Below are 16,299 nucleotides of genomic sequence, written 5' to 3'. Positions count from 1 at the left end.
GGATTGACGCATAATGTGGGCCGGCGCAAACAAAGCCAACGACGATAATGCAAGGGCGGGACCAGGCGGCATGTCATTCAGCCAGCAGCGCGTGGTTGCCTCGCCGACCGGTGCCGATCTCAATCTTTTCGTCAGGCAGGCCGATGGCCGGGCACGCGCCGTCGTCCAGATCAATCACGGGCTGGCCGAGCACGCAGCGCGCTATGCCCGCTTTGCCGATTATCTTGGCTCCCGCGGCTTCCACGTCTATGTCCACGATCATCGCGGCCATGGCGCGACCAAGGCGCCCAACACGCCGCTCGGCAGGTTCGCCGACAGGGACGGCCCGGCCAAGGTGATCGCCGACGTCGGCGCCATCCATGACCTCATCGCCAGCGAACAGCCAAACAGACCGGTCATCCTGTTTGGTCATTCGATGGGCGCATCCGTGGCGTTGAATTTCCTTTTAAGTCATTCGCCACGCGTCCATGCCGCCGCGATCTGGAACGGCAATTTCTCCCAAGGCCTGCTCGGGCAGGTGGCGCTGGGCGTCCTTGCCTGGGAGAGAATGCGGCTCGGCTCCGACGTGCCATCGCGTCTGTTGCCGAAGCTCACCTTCCAGGCCTGGGGCAAAGCGGTGCCCAATCACCGCACATTGTTCGACTGGCTGTCGCGAGATGAGGCGGAAGTGGCGAAATACATTGCCGATCCGCTCTGCGGCTGGGATGCCTCGGTATCGATGTGGCGCGACGTCGTCGGCATGGCGCTGAACGGCGGCAAGGATGCCGGCTTTGCCGGTATCCGACGCGACCTGCCCGTCAGCATCGTCGGTGGCGAAAAGGATCCCGCCTCGGATTATGGCAAAGGGATCACGCATCTTGCCAGCCGCATGCGCGCCATGGGCTTTTCGAATCTGGTTTCAAAGGTTTACGCCGACACCCGCCACGAAAGCCTGAACGAGGTGAATCGCGACATCATCATGGATGATTTCGCCATTTGGGCCGACGAAGTCCTCAAAGCGTGACGGATTGGCCCATTGCAAGAGCCGTGACAGCCGTTGCAGGGCTTGATAGAGGCTCTGGTTTCGCAGCAATCACGGTGATTGCGGCAATCACGGTGATTCATGGCTGAGCCCCCGCTGAAAGGCGTCCGCGTCGTCGAACTCGCCCGCATCCTTGCCGGGCCATGGGCCGGGCAGTTGCTTGCCGATCTCGGCGCCGATGTCATCAAGGTCGAAAGCCCCGATGGCGGCGACGACACCCGCAAATGGGGGCCACCCTTCGTCATGGGCAAGGACGGCGAGAACCTGTCGGCCGCCTATTATCATTCCTGCAATCGCGGCAAGCGCTCCATCGCCATCGATTTCTCGACACCGGAAGGCGCCGAGACCGTGCGCCGGCTGGTCGCCACCTCGGACGTGCTGATCGAGAACTTCAAGCTCGGCGGCCTGAAGAAATACGGCCTCGACTATGACAGCCTGCGCCAGATCAACCCGCGCCTCGTCTATTGCTCGATCACCGGCTTCGGCCAGGACGGACCCTATGCGCCGCGCGCCGGCTACGACTTCATCATCCAGGCCATGGCCGGCATGATGTCGATCACCGGCGAGGTCGGCCGCGAGCCGCAAAAGGCCGGCGTCGCCATCTCCGACATCTTCACCGGCCTCTATTCGGTCATCGCCATCCAGGCAGCACTGCGCCATGCCGAGCAGACCGGCGAAGGCCAGCACGTCGACATGGCGCTTTTCGACACCCAGATCTCGGCCCTCGGCAACCAGAATTTGAACTATCTCGTCTCCGGCCAATCGCCGGTGCAGATGGGCAACGCACACATGAACATCGCCCCGTATGAGGTTGTGCCGGTCCGGGATGGGCACATCATCCTGGCGGTCGGCAATGACGGCCAGTTCGCCAAATTCTGCGCCGCTGTCGGACTGGACGACCTGCCTGCCAATCCCGACTTCGCCACCAATCCCGCCCGGGTCGCCAACCGGGTCAAGTTGCGCGAGCGCATGATCGAGGCGCTGAAGATTTTTGACCGCGATCCGCTGCTGGCCAAGCTGGAAGCGGCCGGCGTGCCGGCGAGCCCGATCAACACGATCGGCCAGATGTTCGCCGACCCGCAGACCATCGCGCGCGGCATGCGGCTCGATCTCGACGACGGCCATGGCAATCTTCTGCCTTCGGTGCGTGCGCCGATGGTGATGTCCGGCACGCCGCTGGTCTATGAGCGCCCCTCGCCGCGCCTGGGCGAGCACACGCAAGAAATCCTTGCCGAACTGGAGAAGTCTGGACAATGAAGACCGGCGGACAACTCATCGTAGACGCGCTTGAAGCCAACGGCACCGACCGCATCTATTGCGTGCCCGGTGAATCCTATCTGGCGGTGCTCGACGCGCTGCACGACTCTGCGATCCGCACCATCGTCTGCCGCCAGGAAGGCGGTGCCGCGATGATGGCCGATTGCCACGGCCGCCTGACCGGCAAGCCCGGCATCTGCTTCGTCACCCGCGGCCCCGGCGCCACCAACGCCTCGGCCGGCATCCACATCGCCATGCAGGATTCGATACCCGTCATCCTGTTCATCGGCCAGGTCGCCAGCCACGCCAAGGAGCGCGAAGCGTTCCAGGAGGTGGACTACAAGAGGTTTTTTGGCGACATCGCCAAATGGGTGGTCGAGATCGACGACGCCTCGCGCATCCCCGAATTCGTCACCCGCGCCTTCGCGGTGGCGACATCGGGCCGTCCCGGCCCGGTGGTGATCTCGCTGCCCGAAGACATGCTGACGAGTGTCGTCGAAGCGCCCATCGCCTTGCCGCACACGCCGGTTGAGACACGGCCGGGCGAAGCGGAGCTCGATGCGCTGGAAAAGCTGCTGGCTAAGGCCAAGCGGCCGTTCGTCATCCTCGGCGGCACGCGCTGGGACGCCGAGGCGGTTGCACAAATGCGCACGATCGCCGAGGCCTGGTCGCTGCCGGTCGGCTGCTCCTTCCGCCGCCAGATGCTGTTCGATCATCTGCATCCGAACTATGCCGGCGATGTCGGCATCGGCATCAACCCGAAGCTGGCCACAGCGATCAAGCAGGCCGATCTCGTGCTGCTGATCGGCGGCCGCATGGGCGAAATGCCCTCGTCCGACTACACGCTGCTGAAAAGCCCCTATCCCGACCAGACGCTGGTGCATGTCCATGCCGACGCCGGCGAACTCGGCCGCGTCTACCGGCCGACACTGGCGATCAACGCCTCGCCTTCTGCCTTCATCGACGCTTTCGCCAGGCGCAAACCGGCCTCGGAGCCGACTTGGGCAGCCGAGACGCCAAAGCTGCATGCCGCCTATCTGGACTGGTCGACGCCACCGGAAGGCGGCCCCGGCTCGGTCCAGATGGGCCCGATCATGAACTACCTCGAAAAGATGTTGCCCGACGACGCCATCCTCACCAACGGCGCCGGCAATTACGCCACCTGGGTGCATCGTTTCCACCGCTTCCGCCGCTTCGCCACTCAAGGTGCGCCGACGTCAGGCTCGATGGGCTATGGCACGCCTGCGGCCGTCGCCGCCAAGGAGCTGTTCCCGGAGCGCACCGTGGTCGCCTTCGCCGGCGACGGCTGTTTCCTGATGAACGGGCAGGAATTCGCCACCGCCGTGCAGTATGACCTGCCTATCATTGTGGTCGTCGTCAACAACGGCATCTACGGCACCATCCGCATGCATCAGGAGCGCGAATATCCCGGCCGCGTCGTCGCCACCGATCTCAAGAACCCCGACTTCGCGGCTCTCGCCCGCGCCTATGGCGGCCATGGCGAAACGGTCGACAAGACCGCCGATTTCGCTCCCGCCTTCGAACGTGCCCGCGCCAGCGGCAAGCCGGCGATCGTGGAAATCCGCCTCGACCCCGAAGCGATCACGCCGACCAAGACGATGACGCAGATACGCGACAAGGCGTAGTCCAAACAAAAAAAAGAGGCGGTCGCCCGCCCCTTTTTGTCATGCGGCTTGCGCTACTTGGCGGTCTCGATCTGTCCGCGGATTTCGCCGTCCTTGTTGGCTGCCGTGTGCACGTTGACATAGTCCTTGCCGGCCATCAGGTCGGCGGCCTGCGCGTCGGTCAGCACGGCCGACCCTTTGATCGGGCTCTTGAGCTTGCCCTTGAACGGGATCGCCACCCCGGCGTTTTCACCCATCGCGGCTGGGCCGTGAATATGCCCGGCGGTCGCCGGCCCGCTGAGGCCGGAATATTTGACGTTCCAGCTGAGTTTCTTCGTGGCCGTGTCGAAGGTAAGAGCTGCGGTGCCCTTGCCTTTTGTGGTCACCGGCGGGTTCTGCTGGGCGCCGTCGAGCGTCGCTTTCAGCTTCACCGTCTCGGCCAGGGCCGGCGCCGCCGTAAGGAAGGAGGCCGAGATGGCCAGTGCCGAAAGCATGGGCGCCAAGGATTGGATACGCATGAGAATCTCCGTTTGCTGATGACATCCAGCCACGGCTCCCCGGCGCGCGAATGCATCGGCACAACGCTTATAAGAGCGAATGGCTGCGCGCGAGTAACACTTACGTGCAGACTAATGGACCGCGCGATACCGGCGGCGTCAGACGGCTGCCAGCGCCTGGGTCAGGTCGGCGATCAGATCATCCGGGTGCTCCACGCCGATCGACAGCCTGACCGTGGTCTCCAGCACGCCGATGCGTTCGCGCACCTCGAACGGTATGCCCGAATGGGTCATGGCCGCGGGGTGGCTGGCCAAGGATTCCGTTCCGCCCAGGCTCACCGCCAGCTTGAAGATCTGCAGGTTGTTGAGAAAGGCGAAAGCCGCCTTCTCGCCGCCCTTGATATCGAAGGAGAAGGTCGAGCCGGCACCAGTGCATTGCGCCCTGTAGGTGCGGCCAGCCGGCGTTTCCTCGCCCAGGAACGGAAGGTAATGCACCTTCTCGACCTTGGCATGGTCGCGCAGGAATTCGGCGACCAGGCGCGCATTGTCGTTGGCCCGCTCCATGCGGATCGACAGCGTCTCCAGTGAGCGGCCAAGCATCCAGCAGGAATGCGGGTCGAGCTGCGTGCCGATCGCGCCGCGCAGCGCCTTGATCGGCTTGGTGACCGCCTTGCTGCCCATGGCGGCGCCCGCGATCAGGTCGGAATGGCCGCCGACATATTTGGTCAGCGAATAAACAGAGACATCGGCGCCGTGTTCGATCGGCCGCTGGAACACCGGGCCGAGCAGCGTGTTGTCGCAGATAACGATCGGCGTCGACCCTTGGCTCGCGCCAATCTCGTCGGCGATCTTGCGCATCAGCGCGACGTCGACCAGGCTGTTGGTCGGATTTGACGGCGTCTCGATCAGGATGACTGACACGCGGCCTTTCGCGACGGCCGCGTCGGCGGCCGTGCGCACCGCTGTCTCATCGACGCCATCCGCGAAACCGACCGCGCCGATACCGAAGCCGGAGAGCGTGCGCGTCAGAAGCGTCTCCGTGCCGCCGTAAAGCGGCTGCGAATGAAGGATGACGTCGCCCGGCCTGATATAGGCGAGTAGCGTGGTGGCGATCGCCGACATGCCGGATGAAAACAGGATGCAGGCATCCGCCCCCTCATAGATCGCCAGCCGGTCCTCGACGATCTCGCTGTTGGGATGGTTGAAGCGCGAATAGACCAGGCCCGACGCCGTGCCGCTCGGCGGCTCCTTGCGGCCGGAGGTGTAGTCGAAGAAGTCGCGTCCTTCTTCCGCCGACTTGAACACGAAGGTCGAGGTCAGGAACACCGGCGGCTTGACCGCACCCTCCGAAAGCTGCGGATCGAAGCCATAGCTCAGCATCAGCGTCTCCGGGTGGAGCTTGTGGTTGCCGATATGGGTTTTCGACGGGCGTGGCGCGGTCATGATCTTTCCTGCCTGTTCGAGTGAAATAGTGAACGGCAATTTATGCGATCCCGTTCCGCCGGTCCTTGATATTTTTGGGCTCGCATGGCTGCATTCCCGCAACAAATTGCCCGGAGAGACCGAAAGTGCAGCAGAAGATAGCCGACGATTTCGACCTGAAAATCCTGCGTGAACTGCAGGCCGACGCCCGCATCACCAACAATGAGCTTGCCGAGCGGATCGGCCTGTCGCCGTCGCCCTGCCTGAGGCGGGTGCGGCGGCTGGAGGAAACCGGTGTCATCAGGGGCTACACCACGCTGGTCGATCCCTCAGCCTTCGGCTGGAACATGGTCGCCATCGCCACCATCCGGCTCAGCCGCCAGAACGAGGACGAGATCGTCATGTTCGAGGACGCGATCCGCGGCTGGGACGAGGTGCTGGAATGCCACCTCGTCACCGGTTCGCGCGACTATGTGCTGAAAGTAGTGACGGGAAGCCTCGAACAATACGAGCGCTTCATCAAGGAAAAGATCGCGCGGCTGAAATGCGTCGCCTCGATCGAGACCAGCCTCGTCATGAACACCATAAAGGAACGGCGCCTCTGACATTTCTGCCGGTGGCGCCGCGTCTCAAGATCATGCGCAGTAGGCTTACTTGACCGCCTTGTCGGTGATGGCGGTGGTGTAGGCGCCAGTCGGCTCCTTGGTGATGATCTTCTGGTCGAGCAACGCCTTGGCGGTGCGCTCGTAGGTAGCCGGGTCGAGCTTGCCGTCGGCATTGTCGATCAGCTTGGCGACTTCGCTCATCATGCGCTTCTGGTGGTTCTCGTCCTGGCCACCGCCGTCCATGACGATGCCAGCGGCTTCGTCATTGTTGTCGATGGCGTATTTCCAGCCCTTCATCGAGGCGCGCACGAACCGCACCATCTTGTCTTCGAAGGCCGGGTCCTTGAGCTTGTCTTCCGACGCATAGAGCCCGTCCTCAAGCAGGTCGTTGCCCATGGCCGAGTAGTTGAACACGGTCAGCTGTTCGGGCTTGTAGCCGGCGTCGATCAACTGCCAGTACTCGTTGTAGGTCATGACCGAGATACAATCCGCCTGCTTCTGGATCAGCGGTTGCACGTCGAAGCTCTGCTTCAAGACGGTGACGCCGTCCGGGCCGCCGTCGGTCTTGAGGCCGAGCTTGTTCATCCAGGCGTAGAACGGATATTCGTTGCCGAAGAACCAGACACCGAGCGTGTGACCCTTGAAGTCGGCTTCGGTCTTGATCGGGCCGTCCTTCGGGCAGACCAGCTCCATGCCTGCCTTCTTGAACGGCTGGGCGATGTTGACCAGCGGCACACCCTTTTCGCGGGCGGCCAGCGCACCGCCCATCCAGTCGACGATGACATCGGCGCCGCCGCCGGCGATCACCTGCTCGGGCGCGATATCGGGACCGCCCGGCTTGATGTCGACGTCGAGACCTTCGGCCTCATAGAAACCCTTGGCCTTGGCGACATAGTAGCCGGCAAACTGAGCCTGCGTGACCCATTTCAGCTGCAACGTCACCTTGTCGGCGGCCATTGCCTGGAACGCGGCGAGCGACATCGCGCCGGCCAGAACGGGAATAATCAGTCTTTTCATTTTTTTACCCTCTGAAGTTAGTGCCCTAAACCCACCGCCCCTATCCACCACGGACAGAGGGATGCCAAAACGTGACGGCTCTTTCGACAAGAGCGACCACGCCATAAAAGACCGAACCCGCAAGTGCTGCAACTGCGATTTCGGCCCAGACCATGTCGATGTTCATCCGCCCGACCTCGGTCGAGATGCGGAAGCCCATGCCGACGACGGGCGTGCCGAAGAACTCGGCGACGATGGCGCCGATCAGCGCCAGCGTCGAGTTGATCTTCAGCGCGTTGAAGATGAAGGGAGCAGCGGCCGGCAGCCTAAGCTTCAGCAGCGTCGGCCAGTAGCCCGACGCATAGGTGCGCATCAGGTCGCGCTCCATATGGCCGGAGGCGGCCAGACCGGCGACCGTGTTCACCAGCATCGGGAAGAAAGTCATGATGATGACAACAGCCGCCTTGGACTGCCAGTCGAAGCCGAACCACATCACCATGATCGGGGCGACGCCGATGATCGGCAGCGCCGAGACCATGTTGCCGATAGGCAAGAGGCCGCGCCGCAGGAACGGCACACGGTCGGCGAGGATCGCGGTGATGAAGCCGGCGCCGCTGCCCACCACATAGCCGAAGATCACCGCCTTGAAGATGGTCTGCCGGACATCCGCGCCGAGCACCGGCAGCGAACCGGCGATGCGCGCGCCGATTGCGCTTGGCGGCGGCAACAGGATGAAGGGAATGCCGGCGCCACGCGTCACCGCTTCCCAGATGATCAGTATCCAGGCGCCGAAGATGGCCGGGATGATCAGGCGCAGCGCGGTGCGAGCCCAGCTTGCCATCGGGCGAAGGCCCGACAGGACGGCGACGCAGCGCCAGCCAAGCAGCCAGGCACCCGTGAGCAGCAGGAAATAGGGCGCCCGTGCCAGGCCCTCGAAGCCGGTGATGCCGCCAATCAGCAGCCAGGCGGCCAGATGCGCGCCGATGAAAAGCACAACGGCTTCGACGACGGACGGTATTCTGGCCATCGAGATCAAAGCAGCGAGAAGCAGCACGCCGAAGATCAGCCAGTTCGTCGCCGCATAGGGATACATCAACGTCCCTGCGGGCTGCGCCAGCGCGTCGACTTTCGGCGCGGCGATCGGGCCGAGCGCGACCGCGATCAGGCACAGCACGATCGCCAACACCGCCTGCCAGGAGGGTTTCAGCCAGTTCATGCCGGCCTCCCGCCCATGGCGCGGTCGACGAGGCGCCCGGCAATGCCGACAACCATGACGAGAAGTGCTGCCACCACAGACCCAGCAACCAACGCCGACCAGATGTCGATGGACTGGCTGTAATAGGCGCCGGCGAGCAGCTTGGCGCCGATGCCGGCGACCGCACCGGTCGGCAGTTCGCCGACGATGGCGCCGACCAGGCTTGCCGCCACCGCCACCTTCATCGAGGTGAACAGGAACGGCACCGAGGCCGGCACGCGCAATCTCCAGAAGGTTTGCGCACGACTGGCATTGTAGGTGTGCATCAGGTCGAGATGCATGATCTCGGGTGAGCGCAGCCCCTTCACCATGCCGACGGTCACCGGGAAGAATGACAGATAGGTCGAGATCATCGCCTTCGGGATCAGACCGCTGATGCCGATCGCCCCCAGCACGACGATGATCATCGGCGCCACCGCCAGGATGGGAATGGTCTGCGAGGCGATGATCCACGGCATCAGGCTGCGGTCGAGCGTCGCCACATGGACAATGCCGACAGCGATGATGATGCCGAGCGCGGTGCCGAAGGCAAAGCCGAGCAGCGTCGACGACAGCGTCACCCAGGCATTGTAGACCAGGCTGCGGTTCGAGGTGATAGGCCGCAGGAAGGTGTTCTCGAAGAAATTCACCGCCACCTGATGCGGCGCCGGCAATGTCGGCTTCGGCTGCGACAGCGTCTTGCCGACGAGTTCGCTGAACGTGGAGGTCTCACCGGCGCGACGGTCGAGATCGCGCTGGAACGGCGCGTTGAGGATGACAGCGAAGACATACCAGAGCACGACCACCCCAGCGAGGATCGAGGTGACGGGGATGAGTTTGTCGCGGAAGGTGTCCATCTAGCGGGCCCCTTTTCCCGCCAACAAGAGAGGGCGACGACACCCATCTTTCGTCATCCTAGGGCGGAGCAAGGAGCGAAGCGACGCGGCGCAGACCCTAGGATCCATGCCGTTACCTCTGTGCTCCACAACGGTGCGGAAAAAGGCTCCCTGCGCCTCCCTGCGCATTCTCAGCCGCTTTGGCCTTTCGGCCGGCGTCACGGCATGGATCCTAGGGTCTGCGCAAGCTGCTTCGCGCTTGCTTCGCCCTAGGATGACGAAGGCGTGGTGGGCCGCTCCCCCTGCGCACGCCGCCTCGCGGTGCCCTGGGATGACGAAGGCACGGTGGGCCGCCTCCTCACCCGACCTCCGCTTCGCTCCGGCCACCCTCTCCCCGTTGGGGAGAGGAGGGAGCCCGTCGTTTGCTCCCTCAATCATCATAGCTGTGCCCTGCCCGCAGCCCGTCGCGCACGCGCGCCGCGATTGCCAGAAACTCCGGCGTCTCGCGGATGTCGAGCGGCCGCTCTCTCGGCAGTGTCGATTCGATGATGTCGCTGACGCGGCCCGGCCGCGGTGACATGACGACGATGCGCGTCGACAGATAGACGGCCTCCGGAATGGAGTGGGTGACGAAGCAGATGGTCTTGTTGGTGCGTCCCCACAATTCCAGCAATTGCTCGTTGAGATGGTCGCGCACGATCTCGTCCAGCGCGCCGAACGGCTCGTCCATCAGCAGCAGGTCGGCATCGAAGGCCAGCGCACGGGCAATCGAGGCGCGCTGCTGCATGCCGCCCGAGAGCTGCCAGGGATATTTCTTCTCGAAGCCAGAGAGGTTGACGAGCTCGAGCGTGCGCTTGATACGCTCGCCTTGCTCCGCCTTGGACAGGCCCATGATCTCCAGCGGCAGCCCGACATTGCGCTCGATCGTCCGCCACGGAAACAGCGCGGCGGCCTGGAAAACATAGCCATAGGCGCGTTTCTCGCGCGCCTGCTCTGCTGTCATGCCATTGACGGAAATCGTCCCCGAGGTTGGCTTCTCCAGATCGGCGATGACGCGCAGCAGCGTGGTCTTGCCGCAGCCCGAAGGGCCGATGAAGGAGACGAACTCCCCCTTGCCGATGGTGAGATCGACGTTTGACAACGCCTGCACCGGCCCGTCATTGGTCTGGAAGGTCAGTCCGAGTTTGCTTGCCGCGACGACGGCTGGCGAAGTCCCCGTCATCGGCTGCCGCCTGCCTGTTTCCGTCCCTGCGGCGGCTGGAATCCGATTGCTTTTATCGCGATGTTGTTTTCCACTTACCCTGTCCCATTTGGCCCTGTCCCATTTGGCCCTGTCCCACTGACCTTGTCCCACTCGATCGACGCCCGGAGTTTCCCCGATGTCGCCCAAACCCACTTGTCATCTTATCCGCCCTGAAAGCACTTATGAAGGCAAGCAGGGATTGACCTATTTCGCCGGCATCGCCGCCGAGACCGTCGGCGCCTCCGGCATCTGCATGCACATGCTCACCATGCCGCCCGGCGCCCGCGCCAAGGCACATATGCATGAGAGCCACGAGACGGCGATCTATGTGCTCTCCGGCGAAGTCCACACCTGGTACGGCGACCGGCTCGAGCATCATATCGTCGTCAAGGCCGGTGACCTTTTCTATATTCCCGCCGGCGTGCCGCATCTGCCGGCCAATCTGAGCAGCGCTCCGTCTTCGGCCGTCATTGCGCGCACCGATCCCAACGAACAGGAAAGCGTCGTCCTGCTCCCGGAACTGGATGCACTGGTCGCCTGAAGCCGGCATCGACGGGCTAGGATCCCACCGGTCAATTGCCCGAGGTTTGCGCTGCCCCTCATCGCCCTGCCGGGCACTTCTCCCCGTATAGTGACGGGGAGAAGGACGATTTCGCGGAGGATTTCGCCAATCTCCGACGTTACAAAAAAGGGCGGCGAGGTTGCGTTCATCTCCCTTCTCCCCGTCAGTATACGGGGAGAAGGTGCCGGCAGGCGGATGAGGGGCGACGCCGAGTTCGGCAATTAGGCACTGCGACACATCCCCAAAGGCGGCGCCGTGTTTGTCGGCAATCATCCGTTTCTTGGCGTTCTTCGAGCCGCGCAAGCTCAAACCCCGGTCGCCGGGATGCCGGTGCGTTCCACCTTGCGCGGCGCGGAGATTTCCTTCCACGTCGACAGCGCCCGGTTGACCGCCGCATTCGGCTCGCGGCCGACGAATTCTCCATGCCCGGGCTTGGCCTTGATTTCGGCCTCCTGGATCGACAGTTCGCCACGCGAGAACACGAACCGCGGCAGACCGGTCACCTCGAACCCTTCGAACACGTTGTAGTCGATGACGGACTGCTGCTTCTTCGAGGTGATCTTTTTCTTGCGCTTGGGATCCCAGACGACGATGTCGGCGTCGGCGCCCTCTACGATGGCGCCCTTCTTCGGATACATGTTGAGGATCTTGGCGATGTTGGTCGAGGTCACCGCGACGAACTCGTTCATCGTCAGCCGGCCGGTGTTGACGCCCGTCGTCCACAGCACCGGCATGCGGTCTTCAAGCCCGCCGGTGCCGTTCGGGATCTTGGTGAAATCGCCGACGCCGTTACGCTTCTGCTTGGTGGTGAAAGCGCAATGATCGGTCGCCACCACCTGCAGCGAGCCCGCCTGCAGGCCCGCCCACAGCGAATCCTGGTGCAATTTGTTCCGGAAGGGCGGGCTCATCACGCGGCGCGCCGCATGGTCCCAGTCCTTGTCGAAATACTCGCTCTCGTCCAGCGTCAGGTGCTGGATCAGCGGCTCGCCGAACACCCGCATGCCCTTCTGGCGCGCCCGACGGATCGCTTCGTGGCTCTGCTCGCAGGAGACATGCACGACATAGAGCGGCACGCCGGCCATGTCGGCGATCATGATGGCGCGGTTGGTCGCCTCGCCTTCCACTTCGGGCGGCCGTGAATAGGCGTGGCCCTCGGGGCCGTTGTTGCCGGCAGCCAGCAGCTTCTGCGACAGCGCGGCAACCACATCGCCATTCTCGGCATGCACCAGCGGCAGCGCGCCGAGATCGGCGCAGCGCTGGAACGACGCATACATCTCGTCGTCGTCGACCATCAGCGCGCCCTTGTAGGCCATGAAATGCTTGAACGAGGTGATGCCCTTGTCGACGACCGTGGCCATCTCGTCGAACACCTGCTTGCCCCACCAGGTGATCGCCATGTGGAAGGAATAGTCGCACGACGCCTTCGAGGTCTTGTTGTCCCACATCTGCAAGGCTTCGAGCAGCGACTGCTGCGGCGCCGGCAGGCAGAAATCGACCACCATCGTCGTGCCGCCGGAGAGCGCCGCGCGCGTGCCGGATTCGAAATCATCGGCCGAATAGGTGCCCATGAACGGCATTTCGAGATGGGTGTGCGGGTCGATGCCGCCCGGCATGATGTAGCAGCCGGTGGCGTCGAACTCATGGTCGCCATGCAGGCCCGAGCCGATGGCGACGATCTTGCCGTGCTGCATCAGCACATCGGCCTTCCAGGTGCGGTCGGCGGTGACGATGGTGCCGTTTCGGATGACTTTGGTCATTAGCTGTTCCCTTGTTCTTGCCGCGCTTCTTACGAGCGTCGTTTGGAAGGTAGATCTAAGCTCACTCCACGATGACAGCCGTCTCCACCACCGCGTGGAACAAAACGTCGGCACCTGCCGAAGCCCATTCCTTGGTGATCTCCTCGGCCTCGTTGTGGCTCAAGCCGTCGACGCAGGGGCACATCACCATGGCGGTGGGCGCGACGCGGTTGATCCAGCAGGCGTCATGGCCGGCGCCGGAGACGATGTTGCGGTGGGAATAGCCGAGACGTTCGGCGGCATCGCGGATCGCCTTGACGCAACCCGCGTCGAAGGTGACCGGATCGAAAGCGCCGACCTGCTCGATCTCGTAGCGGATGTCGAGCGCGTCGCAGATCGTGTCGATGCCTTCACGGATGCGGCCATCCATAGCGTCCAGCACTTCCTTTTCCGGCGAGCGGATGTCGACGGTGAAGACGGTGCGTCCGGCGATGATGTTGCGCGAGTTGGGATAGACCTCCATGTGGCCGACCGCGCCGACGGCATCGGGCTGGTAGTCCATGGCGATCTCGTGCACCAGTTCGATCACCCGCGCCATGCCGAGCCCGGCATTGCGGCGCTTGGGCATCGGGGTCGAGCCGGTGTGGGCTTCCTTGCCTGTCAGCGTCACCTGCAGCCATTTAAGGCCCTGGCCATGAGTGACGACCCCGATGTCGATATCTTCGTCCTCGAGGATCGGACCCTGTTCGATATGCAGTTCGAAGAAGGCGTGGATCTTGCGGTCACCGACCTTCTCAGTGCCTTTCCAACCGATACGCTCGAGCTCCTCACCGAATTTCTTGCCCTGCTTGTCGACATGCCCGTACACATCGGCCTGGTCGAGCACGCCGGCGAACACGCCGGACGCCATCATAGCCGGCGCAAAGCGCGAGCCCTCCTCGTTCGTCCAGTTGGTGACGACGATCGGATGTTTGGTCTTGATGCCGAGATCGTTGAGCGAGCGCACCACTTCAAGCCCGCCCAGCACGCCGAGCACGCCGTCGTACTTGCCGCCGGTCGGCTGCGTATCGAGATGGCTGCCGACATAGACCGGCGGCAGGCTGGGATCGGTGCCTTCGCGGCGGGCGAACATCGTGCCCATTCCATCGACGCCCATTTCGAGCCCGGCCGCATCGCACCAGCGCTTGAACAGATGCCGCCCTTCGCCGTCTTCGTCGGTCACGGTCTGGCGATTGTTGCCGCCGGCGATGCCGGGGCCAATCTTCGCCATCTCCATGATGGAATCCCACAAACGATCTGAATTGATTCGCAGATTCTCGCCGGGTGCGGCCATGCTCTAAAACCTCATCGATTGCGGGGCGCCGGCGTCCCCCTCCCCCTCGAGGGGAGGGTGGCCGCGAAGCGGTCGGGTGGGGTCGGCTGACATATGCTCAACCTTCCCCTTGACCATCTGCGCGACATGCCACGCGCTGTTTATGACATCGGGCTCGTCAACACGGAAGACGTGAAACCCGAGAGAGCGCAGATAGGCATCACGAACAGCATCGTGCCGTTTACCCTTCTCGTGTTCGTGCAGATCACCGTCGACCTCAACGATCAGCTTCACCGCCAAGCAAACGAAGTCAACGATATAAGGCCCAATCGGGCACTGACGGCGAAACTTGATGCCTCCCGATTTCAACTCCCACAGTTCATACCACAGGAGGGATTCGCCCTTGGTCGCGTGAACTCGAAGCGCGCGCGCCTTCTGGCGCATTTCGAAGCTCACGCGGGTACGGGGCATCAGACGCGGCCACGCAGCAAAAGATCAGGTCGGCACCCAGTCGCACCGACCCCACCCGACCGCTTCGCGGCCACCCTCCCCTCGAGGGGGAGGGATATCCGCGTCCAGTTCGTCAATCTATGGCTCGCAAGACTTCTCTGACATGGTCGATCAATTCGTTGATCTGGCCCTTGGTGATGATCAGCGGCGGCGACAGCGCGATGATGTCGCCGGTGGTGCGGATCAGCGCGCCGCGCTCGAACGCCTTGACGAAGGCCGAGAAGGCCCGCTTGGTCGGCTGGCCGGCGATCGGCGCCAGCTCGATCGCGCCGATCAGGCCGATGTTCCTGATATCGATGACGTTCGGCTCGCCTTTCAGCGAATGCAGCGCGTCTTCCCAGTACGGCGCCAGCTCCTCGCCGCGGGTCAGCAGGCCCTCTTCCTTGTAGGTGTCGAGCGTGCCGAGTGCGGCCGCGCAGGCGATCGGGTTGCCCGAATAGGTGTAGCCGTGGAAGAACTCGATCATGTGCTCGGGGCCGGTCATGAAGGCGTCGTGGATCTCCTTCTTGACGAACACCGCGCCCATCGGGATGACGCCGTTGGAGACGCCCTTGGCGGTGGTCATGATGTCTGGCGTGACACCGAAATAATCGGCGGCGAACGGCGTACCAAGACGACCGAAGCCGGTGATGACCTCGTCGAAGATCAACAGGATGCCATGCTTGGTGCAGATTTCACGCAGCTTCTCGAGATAGCCCTTCGGCGGCAGGATGACGCCGGTGGAGCCTGCGACCGGCTCGACGATGACGGCGGCGATGGTCGAAGCGTCATGCAGGGCGACGATGCGCTCCAGTTCGTTGGCGAGTTCCGCGCCATACTCCGGTACGCCCTTGGTGAAGGCGTTCTTTTCCGGCAGATGCGTGTGCGGCATATGGTCGACGCCGCCGAGCAGCGTGCCGAACATCTTGCGGTTGGTGACGATGCCGCCGACCGAGATGCCGCCGAAATTGACGCCGTGATAGCCGCGCTCGCGACCGATCAGCCGGGTGCGCGAGCCCTCGCCCTTCACACGATGATAGGCGATGGCCATCTTGAGCGCGGTCTCGACCGATTCCGAGCCGGAATTGGTGAAGAAGACATGGTCCATGCCCTTGGGCGCGAGGTCGACCAGGCGGTTGGCCAGTTCGAACACGATCGGGTGGCCCATCTGGAAGGCGGGCGCATAGTCGAGCTCGGCGGCCTGCTGCTGGATCGCCTCGGTGATCTTGGGACGGCAGTGGCCGGCATTGACGCACCACAGGCCGGCGGTGCCGTCGAGAACCTTGCGGCCGTCGCTGGTCGTGTAATGCATGTCCTTGGCGGACACCATCATGCGCGGCGCCTGCTTGAACTGCCGGTTTGCCGTGAACGGCATCCAAAATGCGCTGAGATCGTTCGGCGTGACTTTCAGCCGGTTGGACATGACCAGGACTTCCCCTTGTAATCTGTTTCGGTGCGCCCAAC

At 63.3% G+C, this 16,299-nt stretch carries 15 protein-coding genes; 5 read left to right on the top strand and 10 right to left on the bottom strand.

All coding sequences use genetic code 11. The features are described 5' to 3' along the window. The first annotated feature begins 70 nt into the window (after positions 1–70). The 3 genes from EJ079_RS20660 to EJ079_RS20650 all read left to right on the top strand — a co-directional run bounded on the left by EJ079_RS20660 (position 71) and on the right by EJ079_RS20650 (position 3,924). Positions 71–1,003, top strand: a complete 933-nt coding sequence (locus tag EJ079_RS20660; protein WP_127809971.1) for an alpha/beta hydrolase — start codon at positions 71–73, stop codon at positions 1,001–1,003. Between the two features lie 99 nt (positions 1,004–1,102). Next, positions 1,103–2,278, top strand: coding sequence for a CaiB/BaiF CoA-transferase family protein (locus EJ079_RS20655; RefSeq protein WP_127272545.1), 1,176 nt, complete (start codon positions 1,103–1,105; stop codon positions 2,276–2,278). After that, a complete protein-coding gene (locus EJ079_RS20650) occupies positions 2,275–3,924 on the top strand; it encodes a thiamine pyrophosphate-binding protein (protein WP_127398277.1) in 1,650 nt (549 codons plus the stop codon). The genes EJ079_RS20655 and EJ079_RS20650 overlap by 4 nt, the downstream gene beginning before the upstream one ends. A 53-nt stretch (positions 3,925–3,977) precedes the next feature. Here EJ079_RS20650 and EJ079_RS20645 read toward each other — a convergent pair whose 3' ends face one another. Next, positions 3,978–4,421, bottom strand: coding sequence for a CHRD domain-containing protein (locus tag EJ079_RS20645; RefSeq protein ID WP_127809970.1), 444 nt, complete (start codon positions 4,419–4,421; stop codon positions 3,978–3,980). 138 nt (positions 4,422–4,559) lie between these two features. Beyond that, the gene (locus EJ079_RS20640; protein ID WP_127809969.1) at positions 4,560–5,843 is read right to left on the bottom strand and encodes a cystathionine gamma-synthase family protein; all 1,284 of its coding nucleotides are present in this window, start codon (positions 5,841–5,843) and stop codon (positions 4,560–4,562) included. Positions 5,844–5,968: 125 nt separating this feature from the next. Here EJ079_RS20640 and EJ079_RS20635 point away from each other — a divergent pair, with 125 nt between their 5' ends. Continuing rightward, positions 5,969–6,427: an Lrp/AsnC family transcriptional regulator gene (locus EJ079_RS20635; protein ID WP_127809968.1), complete on the top strand. Its 459-nt coding sequence runs from the start codon at positions 5,969–5,971 to the stop codon at positions 6,425–6,427. Between the two features lie 45 nt (positions 6,428–6,472). Here EJ079_RS20635 and EJ079_RS20630 read toward each other — a convergent pair whose 3' ends face one another. The 4 genes from EJ079_RS20630 to EJ079_RS20605 form a co-directional block, all read right to left on the bottom strand. Next, a complete protein-coding gene (locus tag EJ079_RS20630) occupies positions 6,473–7,444 on the bottom strand; it encodes an ABC transporter substrate-binding protein (protein WP_013894623.1) in 972 nt (323 codons plus the stop codon). A 40-nt stretch (positions 7,445–7,484) separates the two neighbouring features. After that, a complete protein-coding gene (locus EJ079_RS20625) occupies positions 7,485–8,639 on the bottom strand; it encodes an ABC transporter permease (protein WP_127809967.1) in 1,155 nt (384 codons plus the stop codon). Next, a complete protein-coding gene (locus EJ079_RS20620; RefSeq protein WP_127809966.1) occupies positions 8,636–9,514 on the bottom strand; it encodes an ABC transporter permease in 879 nt (292 codons plus the stop codon). The genes EJ079_RS20625 and EJ079_RS20620 overlap by 4 nt, the downstream gene beginning before the upstream one ends. Positions 9,515–9,923: 409 nt before the next feature. After that, positions 9,924–10,715, bottom strand: a complete 792-nt coding sequence (locus EJ079_RS20605) for an ABC transporter ATP-binding protein (RefSeq protein WP_127272369.1) — start codon at positions 10,713–10,715, stop codon at positions 9,924–9,926. A 157-nt stretch (positions 10,716–10,872) separates the two neighbouring features. On the opposite strand from EJ079_RS20605, the gene EJ079_RS20600 reads away from it, so the two are divergent. Then, entirely contained in the window at positions 10,873–11,277 is a 405-nt protein-coding gene (locus EJ079_RS20600; protein ID WP_127270638.1) for a cupin domain-containing protein, read from the top strand. A gap of 326 nt (positions 11,278–11,603) precedes the next feature. Here EJ079_RS20600 and hydA read toward each other — a convergent pair whose 3' ends face one another. The 4 genes from hydA to EJ079_RS20575 form a co-directional block, all read right to left on the bottom strand. Beyond that, the gene (hydA, locus tag EJ079_RS20590; RefSeq protein WP_127321629.1) at positions 11,604–13,055 is read right to left on the bottom strand and encodes a dihydropyrimidinase; all 1,452 of its coding nucleotides are present in this window, start codon (positions 13,053–13,055) and stop codon (positions 11,604–11,606) included. A 61-nt stretch (positions 13,056–13,116) separates the two neighbouring features. Beyond that, on the bottom strand, positions 13,117–14,367 hold the full coding sequence (locus tag EJ079_RS20585; protein ID WP_127809965.1) for a Zn-dependent hydrolase: 1,251 nt from the start codon (positions 14,365–14,367) through the stop codon (positions 13,117–13,119). Between the two features lie 3 nt (positions 14,368–14,370). Then, the gene (locus EJ079_RS20580) at positions 14,371–14,817 is read right to left on the bottom strand and encodes an endonuclease domain-containing protein (RefSeq protein ID WP_127809964.1); all 447 of its coding nucleotides are present in this window, start codon (positions 14,815–14,817) and stop codon (positions 14,371–14,373) included. A 112-nt stretch (positions 14,818–14,929) separates the two neighbouring features. After that, the gene (locus EJ079_RS20575) at positions 14,930–16,258 is read right to left on the bottom strand and encodes an aspartate aminotransferase family protein (RefSeq protein WP_127398930.1); all 1,329 of its coding nucleotides are present in this window, start codon (positions 16,256–16,258) and stop codon (positions 14,930–14,932) included. Positions 16,259–16,299 lie beyond the last annotated feature (41 nt).

It is taken from the genome of Mesorhizobium sp. M7A.F.Ce.TU.012.03.2.1 (assembly GCF_004006095.1).
Classification (GTDB): Bacteria; Pseudomonadota; Alphaproteobacteria; order Rhizobiales; family Rhizobiaceae; genus Mesorhizobium.
Note: the sequence above shows the minus strand (reverse complement) of the source record. Positions and strands in the feature narration are given on the sequence as shown.

Excerpts from the sequence above, each read along its gene's own strand:
- EJ079_RS20640 (WP_127809969.1), bottom strand. The coding sequence starts at position 5,843 with ATGACCGCGCCACGCCCGTCGAAAACCCATATCGGCAACCACAAGCTC.
- EJ079_RS20650 (WP_127398277.1), top strand. The coding sequence starts at position 2,275 with ATGAAGACCGGCGGACAACTCATCGTAGACGCGCTTGAAGCCAACGGC.
- EJ079_RS20575 (WP_127398930.1), bottom strand. The coding sequence starts at position 16,258 with ATGTCCAACCGGCTGAAAGTCACGCCGAACGATCTCAGCGCATTTTGG.
- EJ079_RS20645 (WP_127809970.1), bottom strand. The coding sequence starts at position 4,421 with ATGCGTATCCAATCCTTGGCGCCCATGCTTTCGGCACTGGCCATCTCG.
- EJ079_RS20660 (WP_127809971.1), top strand. The coding sequence starts at position 71 with ATGTCATTCAGCCAGCAGCGCGTGGTTGCCTCGCCGACCGGTGCCGAT.
- EJ079_RS20600 (WP_127270638.1), top strand. The coding sequence starts at position 10,873 with ATGTCGCCCAAACCCACTTGTCATCTTATCCGCCCTGAAAGCACTTAT.
- EJ079_RS20620 (WP_127809966.1), bottom strand. The coding sequence starts at position 9,514 with ATGGACACCTTCCGCGACAAACTCATCCCCGTCACCTCGATCCTCGCT.
- EJ079_RS20580 (WP_127809964.1), bottom strand. The coding sequence starts at position 14,817 with ATGCCCCGTACCCGCGTGAGCTTCGAAATGCGCCAGAAGGCGCGCGCG.
- EJ079_RS20655 (WP_127272545.1), top strand. The coding sequence starts at position 1,103 with ATGGCTGAGCCCCCGCTGAAAGGCGTCCGCGTCGTCGAACTCGCCCGC.
- EJ079_RS20585 (WP_127809965.1), bottom strand. The coding sequence starts at position 14,367 with ATGGCCGCACCCGGCGAGAATCTGCGAATCAATTCAGATCGTTTGTGG.
- EJ079_RS20630 (WP_013894623.1), bottom strand. The coding sequence starts at position 7,444 with ATGAAAAGACTGATTATTCCCGTTCTGGCCGGCGCGATGTCGCTCGCC.
- EJ079_RS20605 (WP_127272369.1), bottom strand. The coding sequence starts at position 10,715 with ATGACGGGGACTTCGCCAGCCGTCGTCGCGGCAAGCAAACTCGGACTG.
- EJ079_RS20625 (WP_127809967.1), bottom strand. The coding sequence starts at position 8,639 with ATGAACTGGCTGAAACCCTCCTGGCAGGCGGTGTTGGCGATCGTGCTG.
- hydA (WP_127321629.1), bottom strand. The coding sequence starts at position 13,055 with ATGACCAAAGTCATCCGAAACGGCACCATCGTCACCGCCGACCGCACC.